The 24308-nt window shown below is 72.6% G+C and carries 11 protein-coding genes; 1 reads left to right on the top strand and 10 read right to left on the bottom strand.

Annotated features, from left to right (window positions below; genetic code table 11):
- Positions 1 to 120: 120 nt before the first annotated feature.
- The gene (locus ABT288_RS27610) at positions 121 to 630 is read left to right on the top strand and encodes a F0F1 ATP synthase subunit B family protein (protein WP_351612999.1); all 510 of its coding nucleotides are present in this window, start codon (positions 121 to 123) and stop codon (positions 628 to 630) included.
- A 984-nt stretch (positions 631 to 1614) separates the two neighbouring features.
- Here the strand turns inward: ABT288_RS27610 and ABT288_RS27615 are convergent.
- The 10 genes from ABT288_RS27615 to ABT288_RS27660 form a co-directional block, all read right to left on the bottom strand.
- Complete coding sequence (locus ABT288_RS27615) at positions 1615 to 2934, bottom strand: ATP-grasp domain-containing protein (protein WP_351613001.1); 1320 nt, start codon at positions 2932 to 2934, stop codon at positions 1615 to 1617.
- Positions 2931 to 4781, bottom strand: coding sequence for a B12-binding domain-containing radical SAM protein (locus ABT288_RS27620; RefSeq protein WP_351613004.1), 1851 nt, complete (start codon positions 4779 to 4781; stop codon positions 2931 to 2933). The genes ABT288_RS27615 and ABT288_RS27620 overlap by 4 nt, the downstream gene beginning before the upstream one ends.
- 30 nt (positions 4782 to 4811) lie before the next feature.
- Positions 4812 to 5624, bottom strand: coding sequence for a hypothetical protein (locus ABT288_RS27625; protein WP_351613007.1), 813 nt, complete (start codon positions 5622 to 5624; stop codon positions 4812 to 4814).
- Positions 5617 to 7059, bottom strand: coding sequence for a B12-binding domain-containing radical SAM protein (locus tag ABT288_RS27630; RefSeq protein WP_351613009.1), 1443 nt, complete (start codon positions 7057 to 7059; stop codon positions 5617 to 5619). Before ABT288_RS27630 ends, ABT288_RS27625 begins: the two co-directional genes overlap by 8 nt.
- Positions 7060 to 7147: 88 nt before the next feature.
- A complete protein-coding gene (locus ABT288_RS27635) occupies positions 7148 to 8929 on the bottom strand; it encodes a class I SAM-dependent methyltransferase (protein WP_351613012.1) in 1782 nt (593 codons plus the stop codon).
- Entirely contained in the window at positions 8926 to 10788 is a 1863-nt protein-coding gene (locus ABT288_RS27640) for a non-ribosomal peptide synthetase (protein WP_351613015.1), read from the bottom strand. Before ABT288_RS27640 ends, ABT288_RS27635 begins: the two co-directional genes overlap by 4 nt.
- Positions 10775 to 14662 carry a non-ribosomal peptide synthetase gene (locus tag ABT288_RS27645; RefSeq protein WP_351613018.1) on the bottom strand — a complete coding sequence of 1296 codons (3888 nt, stop codon included), beginning with the start codon at positions 14660 to 14662 and terminating at the stop codon, positions 10775 to 10777. Before ABT288_RS27645 ends, ABT288_RS27640 begins: the two co-directional genes overlap by 14 nt.
- Positions 14659 to 21666 carry a non-ribosomal peptide synthetase gene (locus tag ABT288_RS27650; RefSeq protein WP_351613021.1) on the bottom strand — a complete coding sequence of 2336 codons (7008 nt, stop codon included), beginning with the start codon at positions 21664 to 21666 and terminating at the stop codon, positions 14659 to 14661. The genes ABT288_RS27645 and ABT288_RS27650 overlap by 4 nt, the downstream gene beginning before the upstream one ends.
- A complete protein-coding gene (locus tag ABT288_RS27655; protein WP_351613024.1) occupies positions 21663 to 23381 on the bottom strand; it encodes a condensation domain-containing protein in 1719 nt (572 codons plus the stop codon). The genes ABT288_RS27650 and ABT288_RS27655 overlap by 4 nt, the downstream gene beginning before the upstream one ends.
- A complete protein-coding gene (locus ABT288_RS27660; RefSeq protein ID WP_502972835.1) occupies positions 23374 to 24306 on the bottom strand; it encodes a TauD/TfdA family dioxygenase in 933 nt (310 codons plus the stop codon). The genes ABT288_RS27655 and ABT288_RS27660 overlap by 8 nt, the downstream gene beginning before the upstream one ends.
- Positions 24307 to 24308 lie beyond the last annotated feature (2 nt).

Consider the following 24308-nt stretch of genomic DNA (forward strand, 5'->3'; position numbering starts at 1 on the left):
TCACCAGATCAACCACCGCGGGCCGGCAGATTCCGCCCCGCCGCCACACCATCAGGCGACAGCAGATCCACTCAAAGACTCACGAACCGCCCACTGAGAGGCGCTGATACGATTGTGAATATGGGGCCTCTTGAACCGAAAATCCTCGACCTAATAGTTGCACTGATTTGTTTCGTGCCGGTATGGGCCATTATGGCGAAGGTCCTGCTTCCCCGCCTTGAGAAGACTCTGGCAGCGCGTGACGACGCGATCGAGGGTCGTCTTGAGCAGTCGGAGGAGGCTCGCGCGGAGGCCGCGCGTATCTACGCTGAATACCAGGCTGAGCTGAGCGCCGCCCGGCACGAGGCTGCACAGACCCGTCAGGCGGCGACCGAGGAAGGTGCCGCGCTCATCGCCGCGCTGCGCGCCGAGGGACAGCAGGTGCGTGAAAAGTTGATCGCCGAGGCGAAGGTGCAGCTGGACGCCGACCGCATCCTGGCCGAGGCAGAGCTCCGCGAGGATGTTTTCGGGCTGGCTACTGAGCTGGCCAGCCGCATGGTGGGCGAGCCGCTGGCTGATCTGCCGCGCGCCCGGGAGGTGGCCGACGAGTTCTTCGCCGAGGTCGACGCGAAGACGGCTTCAAAGGCTTGACCCTCTGGCCGCGGGAGCGTTCTTCTTGCTCCCAACCAACTTCTGAGGGCGGGGCGCAGCTCCTTCAATGCTGTCCCAGTCCGCGAAGAAGTCGCCCTCCGGTCCGTTCACCCCGACCACCGTCGGGGCGTCCAACTCGTCCTTCGGTACTGCCGCTGTTGCCATCGTCCCTCCTCACAGGCTCACCCGGCTCACGTCTGCGTCCTTTCGGACCCGGGCAGCGGCCCGGTATCCGGCGAGTTGGCCAGGACCGCAGCGGAGAGGCCGCTACATGTGCTGTCCCGGTTTCCCCTGGCCTTTCGGCCCACCGGCATTCGCTTCTTGAGCCGTCCTGTCCCGCCGGAGACGTCAGCCTTCCTCGCGGTCGGCCCACCGCCGTCAACCGGCGGCCTCCGTCGGGGTTTCCACGTTCCGCGCGCGCGAGATGCGGCCGGGTTGGGCGCCCTCTATGCCCCGGGGCGGTGGTGTCCTCCCGAGCGGCGTGAATCATCCGCCCGGCGCCTGCCGCATCGCAGCGGCCCGCCCTGCACCCCGCTCCTGCGTCCCACCTGCGGGGCTTTCTCTCACGAGGCGTCATCGAGGATTCACGAGTGTTCGCCCGTCCGGCCTTCCCCTTGCCTGTTGCCCCCGGGTGGAACAGGGGGCCCTTGGGCCTCTCCCGGAGCTTCGTACCCCGCCGTTCCCAGCGACGCACGTCCGGGTGGGAACGGGTCATCGGACACGGACCCGGGACTACCCTGTCATCGGCGACACCGCCGACCCCCTCTCCAAGAGCATCCACTCCACGCACGCGACTTCGTGTCGCACCTTCACCTGGAGAGTGCTTCTTTCCTCGCAGCTGACAGAACCCACGACAAGTCCCATCGTTGCAGGTCAGCAGCACTCTCCGCTTATTTGATAAAGGCCCGGACAACCTCACTCGCGAAAGCGCGAGGCTAGAGGCGGATGACAGAATTCGTTCGGATCGGGTGACGGGTAGGGCCGTCAGGACGGTGGCCTCAGCCCCTCGGCTGTGAGCCAGTGCTCCAGCGAGGCAGCCGACGGAAGCGCGGTGCCAGGGACGGTTTCCTCGGCCCCTGCCCGCGTGGTGAAGGTGAACTCCAGGGCCCTCATCACGGCGTGGATCGTGCGGAACATGTCCATGTGGTCCCGGGCCGAACCGCACAGCAGGTCCAGCTCCTGTGTGGCCACACCCGCACTGAGCGGCGCGGGAGCGTGCACCAACGGCCGGTAGGAGCTGACGCCCGGTTCCTTCCGGGCCGCGGCGACGCCCTCGATGCGGCGGACCGCCCGCGCGTCGGGGGGCGCCAGGCTGCTGAACTGGTAGTGCACGCCCGGCGGTACGGGGGGCAGCGCGGCGATGTCGGCGCCGGCGCCGGCGGCTGCCGCGACGGACATGAGGTCGACGCCCAGACAGCGACGGACCAGTTCGTTGATGAAGCCGCCTGCCCGGCCGTTCACCTCGATGATCCGAGGGCCCTGCGGGGTCAGCTTGATCTCCGTGTGGGTCAGGCCGTGCGTCACGCCGAGGGCGGCCAGGGCCGCATCGACGAGGGCTTCCACCTCGGCGAGTTCCGCCGCCGGCAACGGCGCCGGCCAGAACTGGCCGGTCTCCCGGAACGGCGTCACCAGCGCGAACTTGCCCGACACCGCGAAGTGCCGCGGCACCTTGTCCACCACCAGCGACTCGACACTGACGTAGTCGCCGAACGGGTCCGACTCCCGACCGACGAGGAGTTCCTCCAGCTGATAGGTGACGTCGTCCGCGCCTTCCGGCAGCAGTCGGCAGACCAGTGCCCGGCCCTGCTCCACCTCGTCGATCCGGTAGGTGTTCCTGCTGCCCTCCCCCACCGTGGGCTTCACCACGGCGGGCAGACCGACCTCGGCCAACGCGCCGGCGTACTGATCGGCGCGGGAGATCCGCCGGGACCGCGCGCTGCCGACCCCCGCGGCCAGCAGCGCCCGACGCTGGGCGTCCTTGTCGGTGAGCCGTACGGCGGTGTCCACGCTGTGGAAGCGCAGGCCGAGTTCGGCGGCGAGTTCGCTGCCCGGGCGCAGCATCCGCTCGCTGAAGGTGACCATGCCGTCAACCGGGCCCAGGGCCCGCAGGGCGGCGGCCGTAGGGGCGGGGCCATCCCAGACGGTGACCGGGCAGAATTCCGAGAGCACGGGGAGCATCTCGCGGGCGTGCTGCGAGTCGCCGAGCACGAAGACGGGGTCGGCGGCCTCCCCCACCCCGCGCACGATCTCCATGGGGGCGGCGGAGCCCAGGTCGTACAGCACGGCCACACGCACGCCGCTCACCTGCCGTCCGTGGTCGGGGCAGCGAGGTCGAGCAGATCGGCGTGCAGGGCCGGGCCGAGTATTTTCACAGCCTCCTCGTACACCGCCTCAACCTCGGCGGTCCCCAGCGACGAGAACTGGTGGGCCGTCTCGAAGGCGTTGTGCCGCACGAGCCGTTCCCGGTAGTTGGGCATCGGGTCGTCACCGCCGAGCATCCGGATCCACTGCCGGGTGCCGGGATACGGGCTGTTGATGTTGAGGGACACGCAGTTGTCGGGCACCAGGCCCTCCCGGTGCAGGTCGGCGACCAGTTGCAGCGTGTTCGTCCGGTCGGCGGGCGACTCGTCCAGCCCGAACTGCAGCGACGTGCCGATCCTGACCCCGGCGTCCCGGCACCAGTCGGCCACCTGCTGCAGCCGTGTGGCCCAGCTGGTTCCCCCCGAGGTCGTGCTCAGCTGCAGCACCTTGTGCACCTGTGTCGGTTCGGGCATCGCCGACTCGACGCCGAAGTAGACGTAGCTGCAGCCGACCTGGGCCATGCGGCGCAGCGTCGGCTCGTCCAGGTCGTTGATGGTGGTCTGGCAGCCCCATTCCACCGGCTGCGCGAACACCGTCTCTATCCGGCCCAGGAACTCGTCGAGCCAGACGGGGTTCTGGGTGAAGGTGCTGTCGTCGAAGAAGAACGCCTCGTAGCCCTGCTGCCGGCGCAGCAGCATCTCGTGCACCACGTGCTCGGCCGTGCGCTGCCGGAACTTGGACACCGCGTAGAGGAAGGCGTCGGCCGACTCGTGGCAGAACGCGCACGCGTACTTGCAACCCAGACAGGCCATGATCTGGGCCGTCGGCCGGTTGTCGAATATCTCGAAGAGGTTGGGACGGGACAGGCCCCGCACGTCCAGGAACGGCAGTTCGTTGCCGTCGATGGAGGTGCCGCTGAGCGGCAGCCGCTCCACCCGGCCCGCCTCCTCGTCGTAGAACGCCACGCTGCCGCTGCCCGGCAGGCCCGCGAAGTCGTCCCGGCGGGCCCGCAGCAGGTCCTTGACGTCGTCGATCGCACCGTCCGGCGCCTCGGCGACCGCCCGGAAGAACTCGACCAGGGCGTAGGGCGCGTCGCCCGCGAAGACGAAGTCGACACAGGCGCGGTCGCGCGGGTCCGAGAGGGTCTCCAGGTCCGTCAGACGTGTGCTCGGGGTGCTTCCCAGCTCGAAGTCGCGGTACGCGGCACGGCGTCTGAGCGGCATGGCCCGGACGCGGTCGGCGGCCGAGAGGTACGCGGCGGAGTTCACCCCGTCCTCGTGCTGGCCGCCGAACACCACCATGGCGGTGGGCAGTTCGCGCTTCACCAGGCGCGCGATGCGCAGCGCGTAGTGGTGCCCTTCCGACAGGTTGCTCACCCCGACCACGACGGGCCGGTACCGGGCGAGGTGGTCCGTCAGCTCCTGCTCGAACGCGTCGTTGTACGTCGCAGGGTTGAGCACCGCCACGGTCCGCGGTACGCGCGGGCCGGGGAACTCGTCGATGCGCACCAGACGGTCCAGCAGGCAGGTGGCGTACAGCAGGGGCGTGGGCATGCCGGGGAACGAGCCCGTCACGCCGTCCTCGATGTGCGGGGCGCTGACGAACAGGACGGGGAAGTACTTCAGGTCGGCAGCCGTGGGGGTGGCGTCGCCCGTCTCCGCGCGCAGCCGCGCGGCCTTGTGCTCGAGCGCCGTCTCACGGGCGAGGGCCGTCTCGGACACCTGTTCCGGCAGCCCGCCGTCGCCGGGGTAAAGGCGCCAGCCCTGCTCGTACGTGTACAGATCCCGTTCGATGCGCAGTGCCCGCTCCCTGCGCAGCCGCTCGGCATGGACGGCAGTACCTGGGTTCATGTGTCGGCCTCTCCAAGGTGTTCGGGTACGTCACGCACGCAGGAGTGCTGCGCGTACGAGGTCGGCCACCGCCCGGTCGGCGAGCAGCGCCGCTCCCGGGACGTCGTACCTGTGGCCGCGCGGTGGTGGCGGCAGTACGGCCCGCGACGTGCTGGACAGCACCGTGAGGTCCGGTTCCGCCGGTGCTGCCGCGGCGCCTCGGGCGGCGGCGACCAGGTAGTCCAGGTACGACGCGAAGCGGTACTCCAGCTGCTGCCGGAAGGTGTCGGGGACGCCCAGAGCGGCGCATGCCGCGGCGCAGGCGGTCCGGTAGGCCGTGTCGAGGGACGCGGCGAGCGCGCCGAGGCCGCCAGCCGACTCCTCGGGGGCGTCGGCAGCGCAGGCCGCCGCGTACGCCTGGCTCCGGGCCGCTTCGTCCAGTTGGGGGGCGAGGGAGTCGACCGCCGCGGTGTAGGCACGGCGCAGGTCGGCCGCGTCCGGCACCTCGGGGTCGAGGGCAATGAAGAGGGGGCCCTGGCCGTCGTCGGACAGCCGGCCGGCCAGCAGGGCCGCGAGGCCCGCTCCGGCACAGTGGCCGAGCACGGCGTGCACCTTCCCGGCGGCCGCCCCGAGTGCGTCCAGCCACGGGGCGAGGTAGGCCTGCGGGGTCTGCTCCCAGGCAGGTGTGGTGCGGGACACGGCGCCCGGACGGATCTCCAGGGCCCGCAGGCCGTTCCGCGCCAGTTCGGGGGCCAGGTCGGCGAAGGACGCCTCGCCGCGGGCGGGCTCGAAGTCCACGGCCAGCACGAGGCCCCCGACGCCCTGTGTGAGTGGGCGCCAGACCCGCCCGGTGGGCTCAGACATGGGCCTCGGCCCAGAACGCGCCGTAGCTTTCCCGGGGGTGGACCAGGTCACCGGAGAAGTACGGGACCTTGTCCATCGCCTGCCCGAGGCTGGTGACCCCGTCGAGGAACACCTCGTACACCTCGTCGGGCGAGCTGTGCGCGGTGCGGAACACCGGCGGCAGGTCCTCGTGGTAGCGGGCGTAGTCGTGGTGCAGGATCTCCATGCCGAACCGCTCGGGGAAGTCGTACATGGCGCTGCCCGGGTAGGGCACCAGGCCGAACAGGTAGGACGCCTGGAGCAGATCCCGGTCGATGAGGGAGCAGACGAAGTCGATGCTGCGCCGCATGTCGTCCGGCGTCTGGTCGGGGAAGCCGTTGACGGTGAAGGCACAGGCGGCCAGGCCCGCGTCGCGGACCCGTAGCAGGGTCTCCTCGACCTCCCTCAGTTTCATGTGGTGTTTGTGCTCGTCGAGGCTGGACTGCACGCCGGTCTCGAGACCGATCTCCACCCAGCGGCAGCCGCTCTCCTTCAGCGCCTTGAGCACGGTGTCGTCCAGCAGGCAGTTGAGCCTGGTCTGGCAGTCGTACCCGATGTCGCCCTCCTCGCCGAGCGCCGCGAGGAGTTCGAGGGTGTGGTCCCGGTGCAGCGTGAAGGTCTCGTCGCCGAAGTAGATGTTGTGGTGCGTGCCGTAGTGGTCGCGGTAGGCGCGGATCTCCGACAGGACGCGCTCGACGGGGAAGTAGGACGGCTTCTGGCCGATGGTCTGGATCGTGCAGAACGTGCACCGGTAGGGACAGCCGAGCGCGTACACCTGCCTCAGGTAACGGATGTCACCGCCGGTCGACCGGGGGAACAGGTCGACCTTGGGGAAGGGCAGTTCGTGCGGCGGCATGTCGGGGTAGGTCAGGCCGGTGCGCACCACCGTGCCGCCCCGCCGGTACACGAGGTGTCCCACTCCCGCCAGGTCGCCTGCGCGGTCGAGGGTGTCGAGGAGGGCGGGCAGCGCGTACTCGCCACGGCCCTCGACGACGTAGTCGACGCTGGGGTGTGCGGCGACGGTCTCGGCGAGCGGGGTGGCCACGACACCGCCGAAGACCGTACGGGCCCGCGGGTGGATCTCCTTCACGGTGTCGGCGATCTGCAGGGCGAAGTGCAGGTTCACGGTCATCGGCGAGAAGAGGTAGCAGTCCGCCGGGTGGGCCCGGACGGCCGACCGCACCACTTCCATGTCGAGGACGCTGGTCTCCCCCACCGCCCCCGGCTCGGTGTAGAGGTCCATCACCTGCAGGTCGGTGTGACCGGCCTCGACGAGGACACCGGCGAGCCAGTTCATCCAGTGGGGCAGTTCCCACATGGGGCGCTTCATGTGCGGAAGACCAGGGTGCGTGGAGTGGTACTGGATGTCGAAGTTCTGCCAGAACAGCTGTCGTTGTGGGACAGGGACGGTGGACATGGGCGTGTGAACGAAGGCTATGCGCACTGGGTGTGCCTTTCTGGGCTGTACGAGAACGGCGTGGGTGGCACTCGTACGGGCGGGCGCACTAGGACCGGTGGGCCGCGGCTTCCCCTGCCGTGTGCCGGGAATCGGGCTTGCGCGCGATGAGCAGGAACATCTGGCCGACGGCGGCCGCGTCCCGGGCGCGGGCCACGGCGTCCCATTCGGCGAGGGTCCGCAGCCAGGCGGGGGTGTCGGTGTCCAGCCCGGCGCCAGCGGCGACCCAGTCCGGGAACATCGCGAAGGGCAGGGTGGTCACGTCCCGGAAACCCTGTCGGCCGGCCAGGGCGACGAGGTCGTCGGGGAGCACCAGCAGGTTCCTCAGTTCGTCGCGTTCGGCCGCCGAGTACATCTCCAGGAAGGTCAGATGGGGGCAGCGCGGGTCCCATGCGCCGACGGCGGCGACACCGCCCGGCGTCAGGACGCGCCAGGCCTCGGCGAAGAAGGGGGCGCGCAGCGCGGGCGGCAGGTGGTCGATCGTGCCCATGGCGCAGGTCACCAGGTCGAAGACGCCGTCGCGGAAGGGCAGCCGGGTGCCGTCCGCGCACACGAACCGCTTAGCAGCCTCGCCCGGCATCCCACGGACTCCGGCCGTGCTCAGGTCGATGCCGACCGACTCGACCCCGCAGGCCGCCAGGGCCTTCGGGTAGCGCAGGGTGCCGCTGCCGACGTCGAGGGAGCGGCGTACCGCGCCGATGTCGACAGCGCTGAAGATGCCGACCATCTCCAGCAGCTTCTTGGCGCTGTCCGCGGCCGAGGTGGCGTCGAAGTTGCGGTACCAGCAAGCGTCGAAACTGACCGTGTGCTCGACGGAGGACGGCAGCACCCCGTACCGGTCCAGGGCGTCCACCGTCGCGGCGGGCGATCCGGTCCCCGGCTCCCCGGTCCCCTGCCGCGGCAGTGCGACCAGGCGCTCCCGTACGTCGGCGAAAGCCGCGTCCCAGGACAGCAGCAGTTCGTAGCCGAGCCGCGCCTCCTGTGCGCGCCCCGCTTGCGCCAGCCGGCGGGAGGACTCGTACAGCACGTGCTTGGCGGCCTCGCCGGGCTCCGCGACCGCGGACCTGCGGTAGGCGAGGTCCGCCGCGCGCCGGGCGCCGAGGGCGTGCAGACAGTCGGCGGCGGCCTTCAGGGCGCGGGCGCGCAGGCGTTCGTCCCGCGCGGCGCTCTGGTGGAGCGGCAGTGCGACCTCCGGCGCTCCGCCTCGCTGCGCCGCCTCGGCCAGCAGGAATACGGTGGCCGCGTCGAGCCCGGCCGCCGCGGGGTCGCGGGCCAGGGCGGCGAGCCCGCGGTTCAGGACGGCCTCGTCCACCTTGCCGGCGCGGTGCAGCGCCACCAGGCGGTCGGCGCGGAACCGCAGGCCGGGATCGCCGTAGGCCGGCACCGCGGGACGGTCCCCGAGGTCGTTCTTCAGCCAGGTGTCCTCGGCCTCGTGGAGCGCGGCCACCGTTTCGGCGGTCAGACCGCTCCGCAGTCCGTAGAGGTCTCCCTCTTCGGTGGCGGCGACGAGGAGGCCGCCGGGCTGGGGCACGAGGTGCGTCACCGTCGACCGCAGGTCCACGGACTCGACGACGGTGCCGTCGAAGAGCAGGGCCACCCGGCGGCCGTCGTGGACCGCCTCGGCGGGCGGGCAGGGGACGGGTCCGGCGGGCCGGAGGGTACGGGGGTCGCGCACGGGGCAGCCGTCGGCGTCCAGAACCGCCTCCGTGCCGTCGGCGAGGAGCGCGCGGAGCAGATGTCCCTGCGCCGGCTGGTGGTCGGCGTCCGGGGCGGTGGCCGTGCGCAGTTCGCGTACGGCGGCCGGGAGGCGGCGGGACCAGGCGATGATCAACGCTGTTCCCCTCCCGGCTCCTGGGTGTGCCCGGTGCCAGGGGTGTCTCCGGCCAGCCATGCCGCGAGCGCCGCGGGGGTCGGGTGGTCGTACAGCGTCTCCAGGTCGATGTCCGTGCCCCGGGTCCGTTCGGGGTCCGCAGCGAGCCGGGCCAGCAGCAGGGTCGCGGACAGCGAGGTGCCGCCGATGTCGAAGAAGCTGTCGTCGGGTCCGACCTCGGTGGCCCCGGCGACCTCGCCCCACAGCCGGGCCAGCGGTGCCCACCGTTCGCCGGCGGCGCCCGGTTGCGTACCGCCCCCGCTGCCCGTCACCTCGCGCCGGGACAGGTCGAGGCGGTCCACCTTGCCGCTCGGGGTCAGCGGGAAGCGGTCGAGCACCACGACGGCGGACGGCACCATGTGCGCGGGCAGTACGCCCGCCAGGCGCGTCTTGATGTCCTTCGGCGTCGTGTCCGCCAGCGCATAGGCCACGAGGCAACGGCCGCCGCCCGGCTGCTCGTGGACGACCACGACGCCGTCGCGCAGCCCGTCCAGGGCCTTCAACGCCCCCTCCACCTCGCCGAGTTCGACGCGGTAGCCGCTAATCTTCACCTGATGGTCGGCACGGCCCAGCCAGCGCACCGTCCCGTCGTCCTCCAGGCACCCCAGGTCCCCCGACCGGTAGGTGCGGGAACCCGGCGCACCGGCGGCGTCCGGCACGAACTTCTCGGCGGTGAGCCGGGCACGGTGCAGATAGCCCCGGGCCAGCACCGTGCCGCCGATGCAGATCTCGCCCGTCACACCCGGCGGCACCGGTCGTCCCTGTGCGTCCCGGATGTCGATCGAAGCGCCGTCGATGGGCACGCCCACGACCGGTGTCTCGGGCCACTTGTCCGGGTCACGGCCTAGGCGGAGCGAGGTGACGATGTGCGTCTCGGACGGCCCGTACTGGTTGAAGAGCGTGGTGTCCGGCATCTCCCGGAAGAAGGCGCGCAGCGCCGGCGTCACCACCAGCTGTTCGCCCGCCGTGATCACCTCGCGCAGCCGGGACGGGCGCACGCCGCCGCGCACGGCCTCCTGGGCGAGTGCCTGCAGGGCGACGAACGGCATGAAGACCCGCTCGACCCGCTCCTGTTCGATGAGGGCGAGCAGCGCGCGAGGGTCCCTGCGTAGCCTGTCCTCGACCATGACGAGACAGCCGCCCGACGCCCAGGTGCTGAACATCTCCTGGAACGAGGCGTCGAAGCTGGCCGCCGAGAACTGCAGGGTGCGGGCTCCCACCGAGCAGGCGGAGTCACGGCACTGCCAGGAGATCAGGCCCGACATGGGCGCGTGCGGCATCCCCACTCCCTTGGGGAGTCCGGTGGAGCCGGACGTGTACATCACGTACGCCAGGTCGTCGGGCCCGGGCACGGGCAGTGCCTGCGGGCCGGCCGCCCCGGAGTCGGGGAGCGAGGCGTCCACCACCCGTGTGCCGGGCGGCAGTTGGATGCCGTCGAGGCGGCCCGGCTGGGCCACCACCAGGTCGGCCCCGCTGTCCGCGAGCATGAACGACAGCCGCTCCGGCGGGTACGCGGCATCGAGGGGCAGGTAGGCGGCCCCGGTGCGGAGGATGGCCAGGACGGCGAGGGGCAGGTCGGCGGAGCGGTCCACGCACATCCCGACGATCCGGCCTGGGCCCGCCCCGTGGGCGACGAGACGCCGGGCCGTCGCCGCGGAGTCCCGGGCGAGTTTCCGGTAGGAGATCTCCCGCCCGCGGTCCAGCACCGCGGGGAGCCCGGGGGTGCAGTCCGCCTGCCGGTCGAACAGGGCGATCACCGAGGGGGCGGGGCGGGGCGGCTGCTGCACCCCAACCGGCCTGTCCGGCTCAACGCTGTCCATGGCTGTCTTCTCCTTCGTGCGGTGCCGCGGTGCGGTGCCGTGCCTCGTCGATCGCCGCGGCGAGCGCGGTCACGAACGGCCGGCGCAACAGGGTGAAGTGGTCCCCCGGCAGGGTGCGGATCTCGGCCGCGGGCAGCAGGGCGCGCCAGCGCTCCGCGCCGCGGGCGCGCAGTCCGGCCGGCTGCTCCGCCGCGAAGAGGACCAGGGCCGGCCCGTCGTAGGGGGACGGGACATGGCGCGCCGCCGCCTGCGCGTGCCGGCGGAAGGTCTTGGTCCAGTGCTCCAGTCCGGCGCGGGCGCCAGCCGGGAGGGAAGCCGGCAAGCCGCCGCCCGTCAGGTTCCACAGCTCCTCGGGGGAGAGCACGTCCTCGTCCGGTGCGCCACCCCACGGATAGCTGTCGATCAGGACGAGCCGTTGGACGCGGTCCCCCTCCGCGGCGAGCCGTCGTGCCGTCTCCAGCGCGACGAGACCGCCCATCGACCAGCCCGCCAGGAGGTGGGGCCCGTGCGGCCGGGCCCGCCGCACCGCGCGGACGGCACGCTCGGCACCGTCCTCGATGCTCCACTCGCCGGTTCCCGCCTCGGTGTCCTGAAGCCCGTATACCGCCCCTCCCGGCCGCAGCTCGCGCGCCAGGGCGTGGAAGCCCGCCACCTCGCCGCCGGCCGGGTGCACGCAGATCAGCGGTGTCCCGCTGCCGCCGCTGCGCAGGGTGACCAGAGCCGGGTCGGGCGAGCCGCCGGCCGCGTCGTCCTCGCCCCTGAGCAGCAGGGAGAGACGTGCCACGCTGTCCGGGGCCCGGCCGGTGCCGGTCTCCTCGAACAGGTCGGACAGGGCGAGCGGTGTGCCGTCGGCCAGGTCGCCCAGCCGCGCGACGAGCTGCACGGCGAGCATGGAGTTGCCGCCGAGGTCGAAGAAGCCGGCCTCCGGGTCGTGCACGCGGGTGCCGAGCAGTTCCTCGAAGTGGCGCGCGACCTCGGCCTCGTGCTCGTCCATGGGGCGTGCCGGGGTTTCCTCGTCGCCGAAGGGCAGGGGCAGCCGGGCCAGAGCCGCCGTGTCCACCTTGCCGTTGACCGTCAGCGGCAGCCGGTCGGTCCAGACGAGGGCGTCCGGGATCATGTGCCGCGGCAGGGTCCGGGCGAGGAACTCCTGCATCTCGCGCAGTGCGGGAGGCACCCGCCCGGCGTTCGGCCGGGGCTCGGCGTAGCCCACCAGACGGGGCAGCTCCTCCTCGGCGCCTTCGGAAGCCCGCTCGCGCCGCACCCGCACGACGCAGTCGGCGACGGCGGGGTGGGCGGCGAGAGCGGCCCTGACCTCCTCCAGTTCCACACGGTGCCCGCGGATCTTGACCTGTCCGTCGGTGCGCCCGAGGAAGACCAGGGTGCCGTCCGGCCGGCGGCACGCCCGGTCACCGGTGCGGTAGAGGCGTTCGCCGGGTACCGCGGGGGCGGGATGGGGCACGAAGGAGGCCGCGGTGGCCCGGGGGTCGTCCAGGTAGCCGCGGGCCAGGCCCGGGCCGCCGATGCACAGTTCGCCGACGACTCCGGCGGGCACCTCCCGCCAGTCGGCGTCCAGGATGTGCAGGGTCACGCCGTGGGGCGGCCTCCCGATCGGTACGGCTCCGGTGACCGGCTCCGGCCCGTCGCCCTCGGTGCCGACCTCGAAAACGGCACAGCCGACGGTCGCCTCGGTCGGACCGTACTCGTTGAAGATGCGCACGCGCGGGGCGTGGGCGCGCCAGCGGGCGAGCAGTTCGTAGCGCAGCTCCTCGCCGCCGACGACCACGGTGCGGGCGGCATGGGCCAGCCGCTCGGCCGGCACGAGGCCGTTGAGCAGCCGCAGGTGCGAGGGGGTGAGCTTCAGCAGCGTCAGGTCCTCGCCCGCGGCCAGTCGCCCGGCGAGTACGTCGATGCGGCGGGAGCTTTCCTCGATGCGGACCTCGCCGCCGACGGCGAGGGGCACCAGCAGGCTGGTGACGGTGAGGTCGAACCCCAGCGAGGTGTGGACGCGGCTGCCCTCGCCGCCGTGCACGTAGGCGCCGGCCGCCCACCGCACGTAGGCGACGACGGAGCGGTGGGAGACCACCACACCCTTGGGCACTCCGGTCGAGCCGGAGGTGAACAGGATGTAGGCCGCGCGGTCAGCGAGGGCGGGGGCGGGGGCGCTGCCGTCCTGCGGCGGCTGGTCCGTCGCGTCCGCCGCCAGCTCCTGCACCCGGACCACGCGGTCGTCGAGCCCGTCGGGCGCCGTCGCATCCGGGTCCGTCAGCAGCAGCCGTGCCCCCGCCCTTTCGACCAGGGAGCGGAGCCGGTCCGCAGGCAGTGCAGGGTCGAGCGGCACATAGGTGCCACCTGCCTTGAGGACGGCGAGCAGCGCCGTGACGAGGCGTTCGCTGTGGACGCCGAGCAGCGCGACCCGGGTCTCGGCGCCTACCCCGATCCGGCGCAGGGCCGCGGCCCAGGTGCGGGCGGTCGCATCGAGTTCACGGTACGTCAGGGTGGTGGCGCCGCAGCGGACGGCGGAGGCGTCCGGGGTGCGGGCGGCCTGCCGCTCGATCAGGGCGTGCACGCTGGGCGCGGGATCGACGGTGGTTCCGGCGGTGGGCAGGGGTGGGGCGGGTGCGGGAGGCGGTCCGAGACGGAGCCGGCCGAGTGCGGCGCCGGGGGTGGCGAGCACCGACGTCACCAGTTCGGCGAACCGGTGCAGCAGGTCCGTCGCGGGGCCGGCGGCCAGCCGTTCGGGGCTGTGGTGCAGCGTGACGCTCACTCCGGCGGCGGACCAGGCGCAGCCGAGTTTGAGTCCCGCCGCGTCCGCGTCGACGTCCAGGCTGTCCGTGGACACCAGCAGCTCGCCCGCGTGCTCCGGTTCGGGCAGCCGCACGCATTCGAAGGCCGCCTCCCCGGGTCCCGGGCAGCCGTCGGGGGCATCGGCGGTCAAGTGGTCGGCAATGTCAAGAAGTTCCTGCCGGGCGTCGCGGACCCGGCCGAGGGCGTGGGTGAAGGGCAGGTCACCGGTGAGTTCGGGGGCGGCGGTGGCCCACTTGGCGTACGGGCCCATCACGTCGTCGAGTTCGCCGCCCCGTGCGGCCAGGAGCACCGAGACCGCCGGGCCGTCCTGCCCGCCGGTCCGCAGGAGCAGCGTGTACCAGCAGGTCAGGAGCACCGTGTCGACGTCGCTGCCCGTGCGTGCGGCCAGGTCCTGCAGCGCGGTCACGGTGTCGGCGCCCAGATGCCGTCGGACCGTGCCGCGGGGCGCCGGGGCGGCTCCCGCGGGCTCGGTCGCGAGGCGGGGGCGGGGCAGCTGCCCGCGCCGGGTCTGGTCGGCGGCGGCCGAGAGCTGTTCGGGGGTTCCGTCGAGGGAGCGCTGCCACTCGGCGAACTCGCAGTACTGCAGGGGGTCGTCGGGACCCGCCTCGCCGCGCAGGGCGGCGAGGAGTTCGGTCCGCAGGACGAGCAGGGAGGCCGCGTCCGCGAAGAGCGCGGGGACGGTGACGGTGAGCCGGTGCGTGCCGGGGCCGTCGGTCCGCCAGGCGATGTGCACCAGCGCCGTCTCGGTCCGGCTCCCCGCGTCGGCCGGCGGCTCCTCCCCGACGTGGACGTGCCCGTCCGGGTTGGGGTCGACGACCTGGACCGGTACCGCTGCGCCAGCCAGCGTCCGCAGCCGGGTCCGCAGGATCTCGTGGTCCTGCACGACTCCGGTGACGGCCCGCTCCACCGCGTCCGGCAACAGTTCGCCGCGCACGGTGAGGACCATGCGCGCAAGGGGTGTGCGGCCGGTGCGCAGTGCCAGGATGCGACGCTGCTGCTGCGAGAGCCGGTAGCCCTCAACGGCGTCCGCGGACGGCGCCGGCGCCTGTTGCGTGGTCTGTGCGGTCATCGGTGCTCCACCGTCCCGCCCATCGCGACCAGCAGCTTGCGCTCGCCCCGATAGGGGTTGCGGGCGTGGGCGGCAAGGATGTTGTCGACCATGAGCACGTCTCCGCGCTGCCAGCGGAAGCTGATCTCGCAGTCCTGGTAGACGCGCAGGATCTCCTCCATGTGCTCGGCGGGGATCTCCGTGCGGTCGCCGTAGGTGCACGTGCGGGGCAGGCGGTCGCCCACGACGGTACGCAGCGACTCTCTGGTGGCGCGGTCCAGGCAGGACAGGTGCCAGTGCTGGGCCTGGTTGGTCCAGCACCAGGCGCCGGTCACGGGGTGCCGGATCGCGGCGGGGCGTACGCATTCGGTGCGCAGCACGCCGTCGCGCCACGACCAGGAGAACCCGTCCCTGCGGCAGCGCTCCTCCACCTCCAGGCGGTCGGAGGTGCCGAAGACGTCCTGCCAGGCGACGCCCAGTTCGGGCAGGTAGGTACGGACGTAGCGGACCCCCTTCTCCAGGAAGGGGCGGCGGATCTCCTCCGGCAGCCGCTCGAACACCCGCCGGCTGTCGGCGACGGGCGTTTCGCCGCCCTCCTCGGCGGGCAGCGCGCAGCAGAAGAAGATCCGGCCGGGGCCCGTGGCGTTGAAGGTGTTCTCGTTGTGCCAGAGCAGCTTCTCGTGGGGTGCGAAGAAGACCGGCGTGTAGACCCCGGTGCCCAGGGCGGCACGCGGGTGTTCACCGTTGTCGGCGATCAGCTCGTCGACGAACACGGTGGCGAACTGCTCGAAGGACACGGGATCGGTCACCCCGAAGTCCCGGAAGAGGACGGCGCCGTGGGCCAGCAGGTCGCTCTCCACGTCGGCGTGCCGCTCCCGCGTCCAGGCCGTCAGGTCCACGTCCGTGTAGAGCCGGGTGTAGGTCGTGATGCCGTCGCGTCCCTCGTCCGGTGCGTCGCGCCGGACCAGCTCGGAGGCGCGCAGGGCGGCGGGCCGTGTCCTGCGGCGCAGCCCTGCCCGGTGGCCGGCGGCGCTGGGCGTCTGCGGTGCGGGACGGGCGGCCGTCGGGATGGGTTCGGGCGTCCGTTCTTCCATGGCGGTCTCCGGGTCTTCCATGGCGGTCTCCGGGTCGGCGGCGTCGAGGGGGACGGCGGTGTCGATCCGTGTCGCCATGTCCCGTACGAGATCGGTGAACCGGGCGCACAGCTCGGCCATCGAAATCTGGTCGAAGAGGTCGGTGTCGTACTCCCAGACGCCCTTGATCACGTCCCCGTCCTCCTCCAGCAGGACGGTCAGGTCGAAGCGGACGGTGCGCAGGCTCATCGGGAACGGGGTGAGGGAGAGCCCGGGCACCCGTTCCTCGCCCCTGGGCGTGTTGTTGAGCACGAGCTTGGTGCGGCACAGGGGGCTCTGCTCGCGTGAACGCCGGGGGTTGAGGGCTTGCACGACTCGTTGGAAGGGCAGTTCCTGGTGGGCGTACGCGTCCAGCGTCACGGCGCGGACCTGGTCGATCAGCTCGCGCCAGGTGGGCGCGCCGGTGAGGTCGCAGCGCAGCACGAGCTGGTTGACGAAGAAGCCGATCAGGTTCTCGCTCGCGAGGTCCGAGCGGCCGGCGACGTCGGTGCCGACCACGACGTCCCGTTCCCCGGACCGCTGGGCGAGCGCGGCGAAGAGGGGCGCGAGGACCAGCATGAAGGTGGTCGCCCCGGTGTCCGCGCCCAAGGTGCGCAGCGCGTGCACGGTGTCGGCGGCCAGCTCGAAGGGCAGCCGCTCGCCGCGGAACGTGGGCCGGGCCGGGCGTTGCCGGTCCAGTGGCAGGCCCCGCAGGGCGGTCACCCCCTCGAGCCGCTCGCGCCAGTACCGCTCGCTGGCGTCGAACTTGCCCTCGGCCAGCCGGCGCTGCTGGTCGGCGGCGAATGCCGTGTACGGGCGCTCCAGCGGCGGCAGGTCGGCGCGGCGGCCCTCGCACCGCGCCCGGTAGTGCGCGGTGATCTCGTCGAGGATCACCTTCATGGACCAGGCGTCGTACGTGATGTGGTGGAGTGTCAGGAGCAGTACGTGGCAGTCCGGTGCGGCCCGCAGCACGGACATGCGGATCTGGGGGTCGCGGCCGAGGTCGAACGGCTTGGCGTATGCGGCGCGGGCGTGGCGCTGCGCCTCCTCCGTCCAGGGCTCCACCTCCCCTGGTGCGGCGCAGCGGCCGAGGTCGATCACTTCGCAGGGCACGGGGGCCGGTTCGCGGACGATCTGGCGCAGCCTGCCGTCGACCATCTGGAAGACGGTTCTGAGCACCGCGTGCCGCCGCACCATGTCGTCCACGGCGCCGCGCAGGGCCACCAGGTCGAGGTCTCCGTCGAGGCGGACGTACATGGGCACGTTGTAGTGGTGGGCGGACGGGTCAAGTTGCTGCACGAACCAGAGCCGCTCCTGTGCCGGCGAGGCGAGCGGCGGCCCGTCATCGGCGGCCGCCGGTTCACCGTCGTTGTCGTCCGGCGCCGCCACGGCCGTCAGGCCGTCGATGACCGCGGCGAGTTCGCGCAGCGTGCGGTGCTCGAACGGGGCCCGTACCGGCAGCTCCACGCCGAACTCCGCCCGCAGCCGGTACACCAGCTGGAAGGTCAGCAGCGAGTGGCCGCCGAGCGCGAAGAACTCGTCGTCGGGGCCGATGTCGGTGACGGCCAGGAGTTCCCGCCACACGGCGGCGACGGTCTCCTCGGTCGGGGTCGTCGCCCGGCGGGACGCCGCGTCCGGTCCCTGCGCCGGTCCGGCAGCCCTGCTCAGCGCGAACCGGTACCCGGCCAGGGCGCGCCGGTCGGCCTTGCCGTTGGCGGTCAGCGGGATCTCCGGGACGGGCACCAGGGCGGCCGGCACCATGGCGGCCGGCAGCAGCGCGCTCAGGCCCGCGCGGATCTCGGGCAGCAGGTCCGCCGCGGTCCGGCGCCACAGCGGGTCGTTTCCGTGGCGCCGGGTGGCGGACAGCGTGCCGCGCTCCGGTGTCCGGGCGGGCGCGGGAGGTACGCCGGGGGCGGTCAGCTCCGCGTCGAAGGAGCCGTCGCCCGCGCTGCGCCGCCAGTCCAGGCGTACCCGATAGCCCAGTTCCTCGCCGAGGCGGACCACGTCCTCCGGCAGTACGGCCGGGGCCGGCTGCTCCACTCCCGCCAGGACGTCGCCGACGGCACTCGCGGGGTGGGCCTGCTCGAGTGCGGCTCGCCGTGCGGCGAACGGGGCGACGCGGCCGTGCGGGACGGACCGCAGCGACAGCGCCGGCGGGCGTTCCTCGGCCACCAGGCGCCGCAGCCACTCGAGGGACGCTTCCCGCGCCGGCCACTCGACCAGGCGCGGTTCCGGTCCGCCGGCCGCCGGCCGTTCCGGGCGGGGTACGCCGACCGGTGCGACCGTGAGGACCACGTCGAAGCGGAACCGGGTCAGTTCGTTGTCGGCCGGGCCGAACCGCGGCATCACCTCGACCTCCGAGATCCGGGGGTGGGTGGCGAGGAGTTCGGTGAAGAACCCGGGTGCCAGGCAGAGTTCCTCTTCCAGCAGCGTCCGGCGCCGCACCGCCGCGAGCACGTCCGAGACGCGGGTGCCCGGGGGGGTGGAGGCCAGCTCCACGCAGGTGTGAAACAGCTCCAGGAGCGGCAGGCTGCGCACGTCCCCGACGAAGACGCTGCCGCCGTTCGGCATCGCGTCGACCGCCGACCGCAGGACGCGCTCCGTGTAGGAGACGCTCGGGAAGTACTGCACGACCGAGTTCAGGACGACGGTGTCCACCGCGTCGCCGTCCCGCACGGCCCGGTGGGCCGGGGCGTGCCGCAGTTCGACGGACGTGCCCTCGGGCATGTGGTCCAGGCGGACGCGCACGTGGTCGAGCACGGCCGGCGAGATGTCGGTGCCGATATACGAGCGGCAGCCGGGCGCGACGTTGCGCAGGATCATGCCGGTACCGCAGCCGATCTCCAGCACGCGCCGGGGACGCAGGGCCCTGATCCGGGTGACGGTCTGCTCCCGCCAGGAGGCCATGTCCGGCGCCGGGATGCGGGCGCCGGTGACGCTGTCCGTCCAGCCGACGAGTTCGGCCTCCCCGGTCGGGAGTTCACGGAGCGGGGCGTACAGGTCCTGGTAGACGCCGTCCCATTCGGCGAGCCGGTCCTCCTCGCGCCGGCGCGCGTCCTCTTCCTGTGCCGCCTGCGCCACCTGCACATAGCCGACGAGTTCCGCCTCGCCGGCGTCGGTCTCCTCGACGGTCACGTCGGCGGCCACCACCTCGGGCCGGTCGAGGAGGGCCGCCCGGACCTCACCGGGTTCCACCCGGTTGCCGCGGATCTTGACCTGGTCGTCCAGGCGCCCCAGGTACTCGAGGCTCCCGTCGGAGAGCCTGCGCACCAGGTCGCCCGTGCGGTACATCCGCGCGCCCGGCCGGGACGCGAAGGGGTCGGGCACGAACCGGGCTGCCGTCAGCCCGGGCCGGTGCCAGTATCCGTGTGCGAGGCCCGCCCCGCCGACGTACAGCTCCCCGCGGACGCCGTCGGGGACCGGCCGCAGGTGGCCGTCCAGGACGTAGGCCCGGGTGTGGTCGACCGGCATGCCGATCGGTACGGCGTCGCCCGGCCCGGCACCCGCCGACTCGTACGCGACGCAGGCCACGGCCGCCTCGGTGGGGCCGTACTCGTTGACGATCCGCACCCGGCCGCCCGCCTCGCGCAGCGCCGTGAGGTCGTCCTCGTACAGCGCCTCCCCGCCGACGACGAGCACGTCGACGAGGGCGGCGAGCCGCCCGGCGAGTCCCGCCCTGACCAGCAGCCGCAGATGCGACGGGGTGAGCTTGAGGAACGGCGCGCCCTCGGTGGTCTCCACCCACCGCACCAGCGACTCGCCGGGGGTGTCGGACTCCTCCAGGAGGTCGAGCCGGCCGCCGGCGGTCAGCGGGCCAAGGAGGCTGGTGACGCTCAGGTCGAAGGCCGCCGAGGTGTGGACGGGCACGCCGCGCGGGTCGGCGAGGTCGACGACCGAGCCGATCCACCGCAGGTAGTCGGCGACGGGACCGTGGGGGACCGTGACACCCTTGGGGCGGCCCGTGGAACCCGAGGTGTAGATCACGTACACGGTGTCGTCCGGGCCGCAGGGCAGGCCGGGCCGTATGTCGGGCGCGGCGGCCAGGTCCGTCTCCAGCAGCCCGAGGTCGATGACCGCCGGGCCGGGCGCCGCACCGCGCGTGATGACCGCCGACGCCGCGCTGTCCTCGAGGACGAGCGAGGTGCGCGCGGCGGGGGCCGACGGGTCGAGGGGGAGGTAGGCGGCCCCGCACTTGAGCACGGCGAGCAGGGCGACCAGCAGGTCGGGGCCGCGGGGCAGCAGGATGCCGACGAGGTCGCCGCGGCCGACTCCGGCGGCCTGCAGCCGATGCGCGAGCCGGTTGGCCGCGCGGTCCAGTCCGGCGTACGACAGGTCGGTGCCGCGCCAGGTGAGCGCGGGTGCGTCCGGGGTGCGGTCGGTCTGCCGCTCGATGAGTACGTGGACCGGTTCGCGGCCCTGTGCCGGCCGGTCCGCGGCGTCGCCGGCCTGCCGCAGCCGGGTGTGCGCCGCCTCGGTCAGCAGCGGCAGTTCGGCACACGTGCGGTGGGGGTCGCGGACGGCGGCGTCCAGCAGCGTCTCGAAGCACTCCACGAGCTGCTCGACGGTGCGGGTGTCGAAGAGGTCGGCGGCGAACTCGACGTACCCCTGGAAGCGGCCGTCCTCCTCCCACATGTTCAGGTCGAGGTCGAAGCGGGTCGCCCCGGTGTCGAAGGGCACCGCCGTCACCGTCAACCCGGCCACCCGGGCGACGATCTCCGGCGTGTTGTGCAGCGTGAAGTTGACCTGGTACAGCGGGTTGCGAGACAAGTCGCGCTCGGGGAACAGGCGTTGTGCGACGACGTCGAGCGGCATGTCCTGGCAGTCGTATCCGGCGGTGCAGATCCCGCCGGTCTCCTGCAGCAGGTCCGCGAAGCCGGCCTCGGGCCGCAGGGGGATCCGGAACAGCACCGTGTTGGCGAAGAACCCGATCAGGCCGTGGGTCTGCTCGTCGCGCCGGTTGGCGATGGGGGCGCCGACGACGACGTCGTCCTGGCCGCTGTAGCGGCCGAGCAGCAGGGCGAAGCCCGCGAGGAGCGTCATGTACGGCGTGCGGCCCCGCTCTGCGCTCAGCCGCAGCAGGGCGTCGGTGAGCCGCTGCGAGAAGGCGAACCGTACGGTGCCGCCCCGGTGGCTCTGTACGGCAGGCCGGGGCCGGTCGGTCGGGAGCGTGAGCTGCTCCGGCGCGCCGACCAGCTGTTTCTTCCAGTACTCGAGCTGGCGCCGCGCCTCGGCCGACTCCAGCCAGTCGCGCTGCCAGCGGCTGAAGGCTCCGAAGTCCACCGGGAGCGGCTCGGGTTCGTCCGGCCGTCCGGCGAGCCGGTGCTCGTACAGCGCGCACAGTTCCCTGCTGAAGACGCTCAGCGACCAGCCGTCGACAGCCACGTGGTGGAAGGTGACCAGCAGGACGTGCTCGTCCTCGGCCATGCGCAGCAGGCGGGCACGGATCGGCACCCCCTGTTCGAGGTCGAAGGGCGCCGTGCGCTCCTCCTCCATCAGCCGCCGGTACGCCTCCTGTCGCGCACCGGCGTCCTGGTCGGTGAGGTCCACCAGGGGCAGGCCGACGGGGACGGACTCGTGGACCCGCTGCACCGGCACCCCTTCGACCAGCGGGAAGCTGGTCCGCAGGATCGGATGCCGCCGCACCACCGCGCGCAGCGCGTCGGTGAACGCGGCCCGGTCCAGCCGGCCCGTGAGGCGGCACACCAGCGGTGTGTGGTAGTGCGAGCCGTCGGCGGCCAGGCGCTGCAGGAAGAGGATCCTGCGCTGGGTGAAGGAGGTGGGCGCGTCGGTGCCCGCGGGCTCCACGTAGGCGGCGAGCGGCGGCTGGACGCCCGCCTCGAGCAGCCGGGAGCGCAGTCGCGCGCGCTCCTCGGCGGACAGCCGCGTGATGCGCTCGACCAGTTCCGATGTCATGGCGTGACCTTCCTGTCCCCCGTCCCGCGTTCCTCTTCGAGGCCGGCGAGCACGTCCTCCAGCAGCGCCTCTCCCTCGTCGGCCGTGGCACGCAGTGCGCCGATCTGGGCGGCGAGATGCGCCGGCGTGGGGTCCTCGATGAACCGTTCCAGGGAGACCTGCACTCCGCAGCTCGCGTCGACCTTGCTGAGCAGCACCATGACCTGCAGCGAACTCCCGCCGGCGACGAAGAAGTTGGTGTCCGGTTCCGCGGTGGCGCCGGGGAGGACCTCGTGCCAGACCTGCAGCGCCTCCTTCAGGAGGTCCGTGTCCGGGAGCCCGGCCGCGGGTGACGGTGTGCTTGCGCGCATGTCCGGCTCCGTGAGCGTCGTACGTTCCCCGTCGCCGGCCCAGCGCTGCAGGGGGAACGTGCCGAGCGGCCGGTCCGGTTCGGCGAGCAGCCGGTCCGTGAGGTCGAGCCACTGGTCGGCCGTGCGTGCGATGGTGCGGGCGTCGTGGAGTTCACTGCGGTATTCCATGCTCACGGAGAGCCGACCGCCCTCGTCCACGACCGACACGAGCAGGTCGAGGGCCGAGGGCCGGCCCGGGGCCGGAAGGAAGCTGATGTCGAGCCCGGGCACCTCGAGGGGTTCCTGCCGCGGGATCATCTGGAACAGGACGGGGAAGAGGGGATGCCGGCCGGTGTCCCGCTCGTCGTTCACCAGGGCCACCACCTGATCGAAGGGCACGTCCTGGTGCTGGTACGCGTCCGCCCATGCGGTGGCCGTGGTGCGCGCGAGACCGGCGAAGCCCGCCGCCTCGTCCACGCCGGTGCGGACGGCCACCATGTTGGCGAACAGGCCGACCATGTCCTGCGTCTGGGGCTGGGTCCGGCCGGCCACCGTGCTGCCGACCACCAGGTCTGCCGTGCCGAGGGTCCGCGAGAGCGTCGCGCAGAAGGTGGCCAGGAGCGCGGTGAACAGGTCGCCGCCCGCGGCCCGTCCGGCCGCGCGCAGCGCGTCGGCCGTCGTCCCGTCGATCTCCCGGTGCACGCTGTCCACCCGGATGGGCGCGTGCCGCGACCGGGGGTGGTCGGTCGGCAGGTCCAGGGGGCGCATGCCCCGCAGCCGGTCGCGCCAGAAGTCCAGGTGGGGCTCCAGTGCGCCGCTGTCGGCGAGCTGCTCCTGCCACGCCGCATAGTCTGCATACTGGAGTTCGATTGCAGGAGGGCGCCAGGGCCGACCGGCGCTGACGGCGCGCAGTGCTTCGCCCACCTCGCGGACGAGCAGCCCCAGGGACCACGCGTCCACCACGATGTGATGCACCGCCAGGTGCAGGGCGCGCGAGGTCTCGCCGGTGCGCGCCAGCGAGACGCGGACCAGCGGGCCCCGGCCCAGATCGAAGGGAGTGTCCGCCTCGGCCCGGACCACCCTGTCGAGGGCCTCGTCGCTCGCCTCGTCGCGCACGTCCACCGTCCGCACACGGGCGCCATGCGGCGAGATCACCTGGTACAGGCGCCCGTCGATCATCCGGAACCCGGATCTGAGCACCTCGTGCCGGGCCAGGACCGCCTCGACGGCGGCGACGAGACCGGCGTCGTCGAGGTCCCCCTCGATCGCTACCCCGCCGGAGAGATTCAGAGCCGCCCGGTCTGCGGACGACTCGTGGACGAACCACAGCCGCTGTTGCGCGTACGAGGCCGGCACGGCGGCAACGGCCTCCTTCTGCTCAGTCAAGGGGACTCCCGTGCGAGGGTTCGGCCATGGCGACGGCCACCTGGCGCGGCCCGGTGAAGGGTTCGCGGCCGTGCGCGGCCAGCATGTTGTCGACCACCAGCAGGTCGTCGGTCCGGTAGTCGAACCTGGTCAGCGCGGCGCGGTAGCAGCTCCGCAGGTGGTCGAGGACGTCGTCGCCGATCGGCCCGCCGTCCCCGAAGTAGGTGTTGCTGGGCAGTTCTTCCTCTCCGACCATCTCCAGCAGCCCTTTGCGCACGACCTCCGGGAGCGTGCTCACGTGGAAGACGGTGATGTGGTTGAACCACACCCGCTCACCCGACAGGGGGTGCCGGTGCACGGCGTCGCGTACGGCCACGGTGCGCAGCACGTCCCTGCCGCGCCACTCGGTGCGCAGGCCACGGGCGGCGCAGTAGGCGTCGACCTCGCCGCGGTCGGCGGTGTCGAAGACGTACTGCCAGGGCAGGCCCACTTCCTCCCGGTAGGTCCGGGTGACCGTCCACCGGCGCCGGGTGAACTCCTCGACGACCTGCGGATCGATGGCCCGCAGGACCTCACGAGTGTCCGCGAGCGGGGTGGCACCCTGCGTGGCGGCGGGCCGCACGCAGTGGAAGAACAGCGTCATGGGCCAGCTCGCCTGGTAGGAGTTCTCGTTGTGCAGGAAGATCTCCTCGGACGGCGGGTAGTCGGTGGAGGTGTAGATCCGCCCCTGGATGGCACGGCGCGGCGAGGCCCGCTCCGTGTACGACAACGGCGGACCCGACAACGTGGTCACCGCCGCCTCGTGTCCCTGCGCCCCGCCCACGTCGAAGCCGCGCAGCAGCACGGCACCGTGCGTGTGCAGGCGCTCTCGGATCTCCGCCCGGTGCCGAGTCAGGGTCTCGAGGAGACCGCTCCCGGTGCGGTTCATGGTGTACGGCAGGTCCACGC

Source organism: Streptomyces sp. NPDC001093, from assembly GCF_040298985.1.
GTDB lineage: Bacteria > Actinomycetota > Actinomycetes > Streptomycetales > Streptomycetaceae > Streptomyces.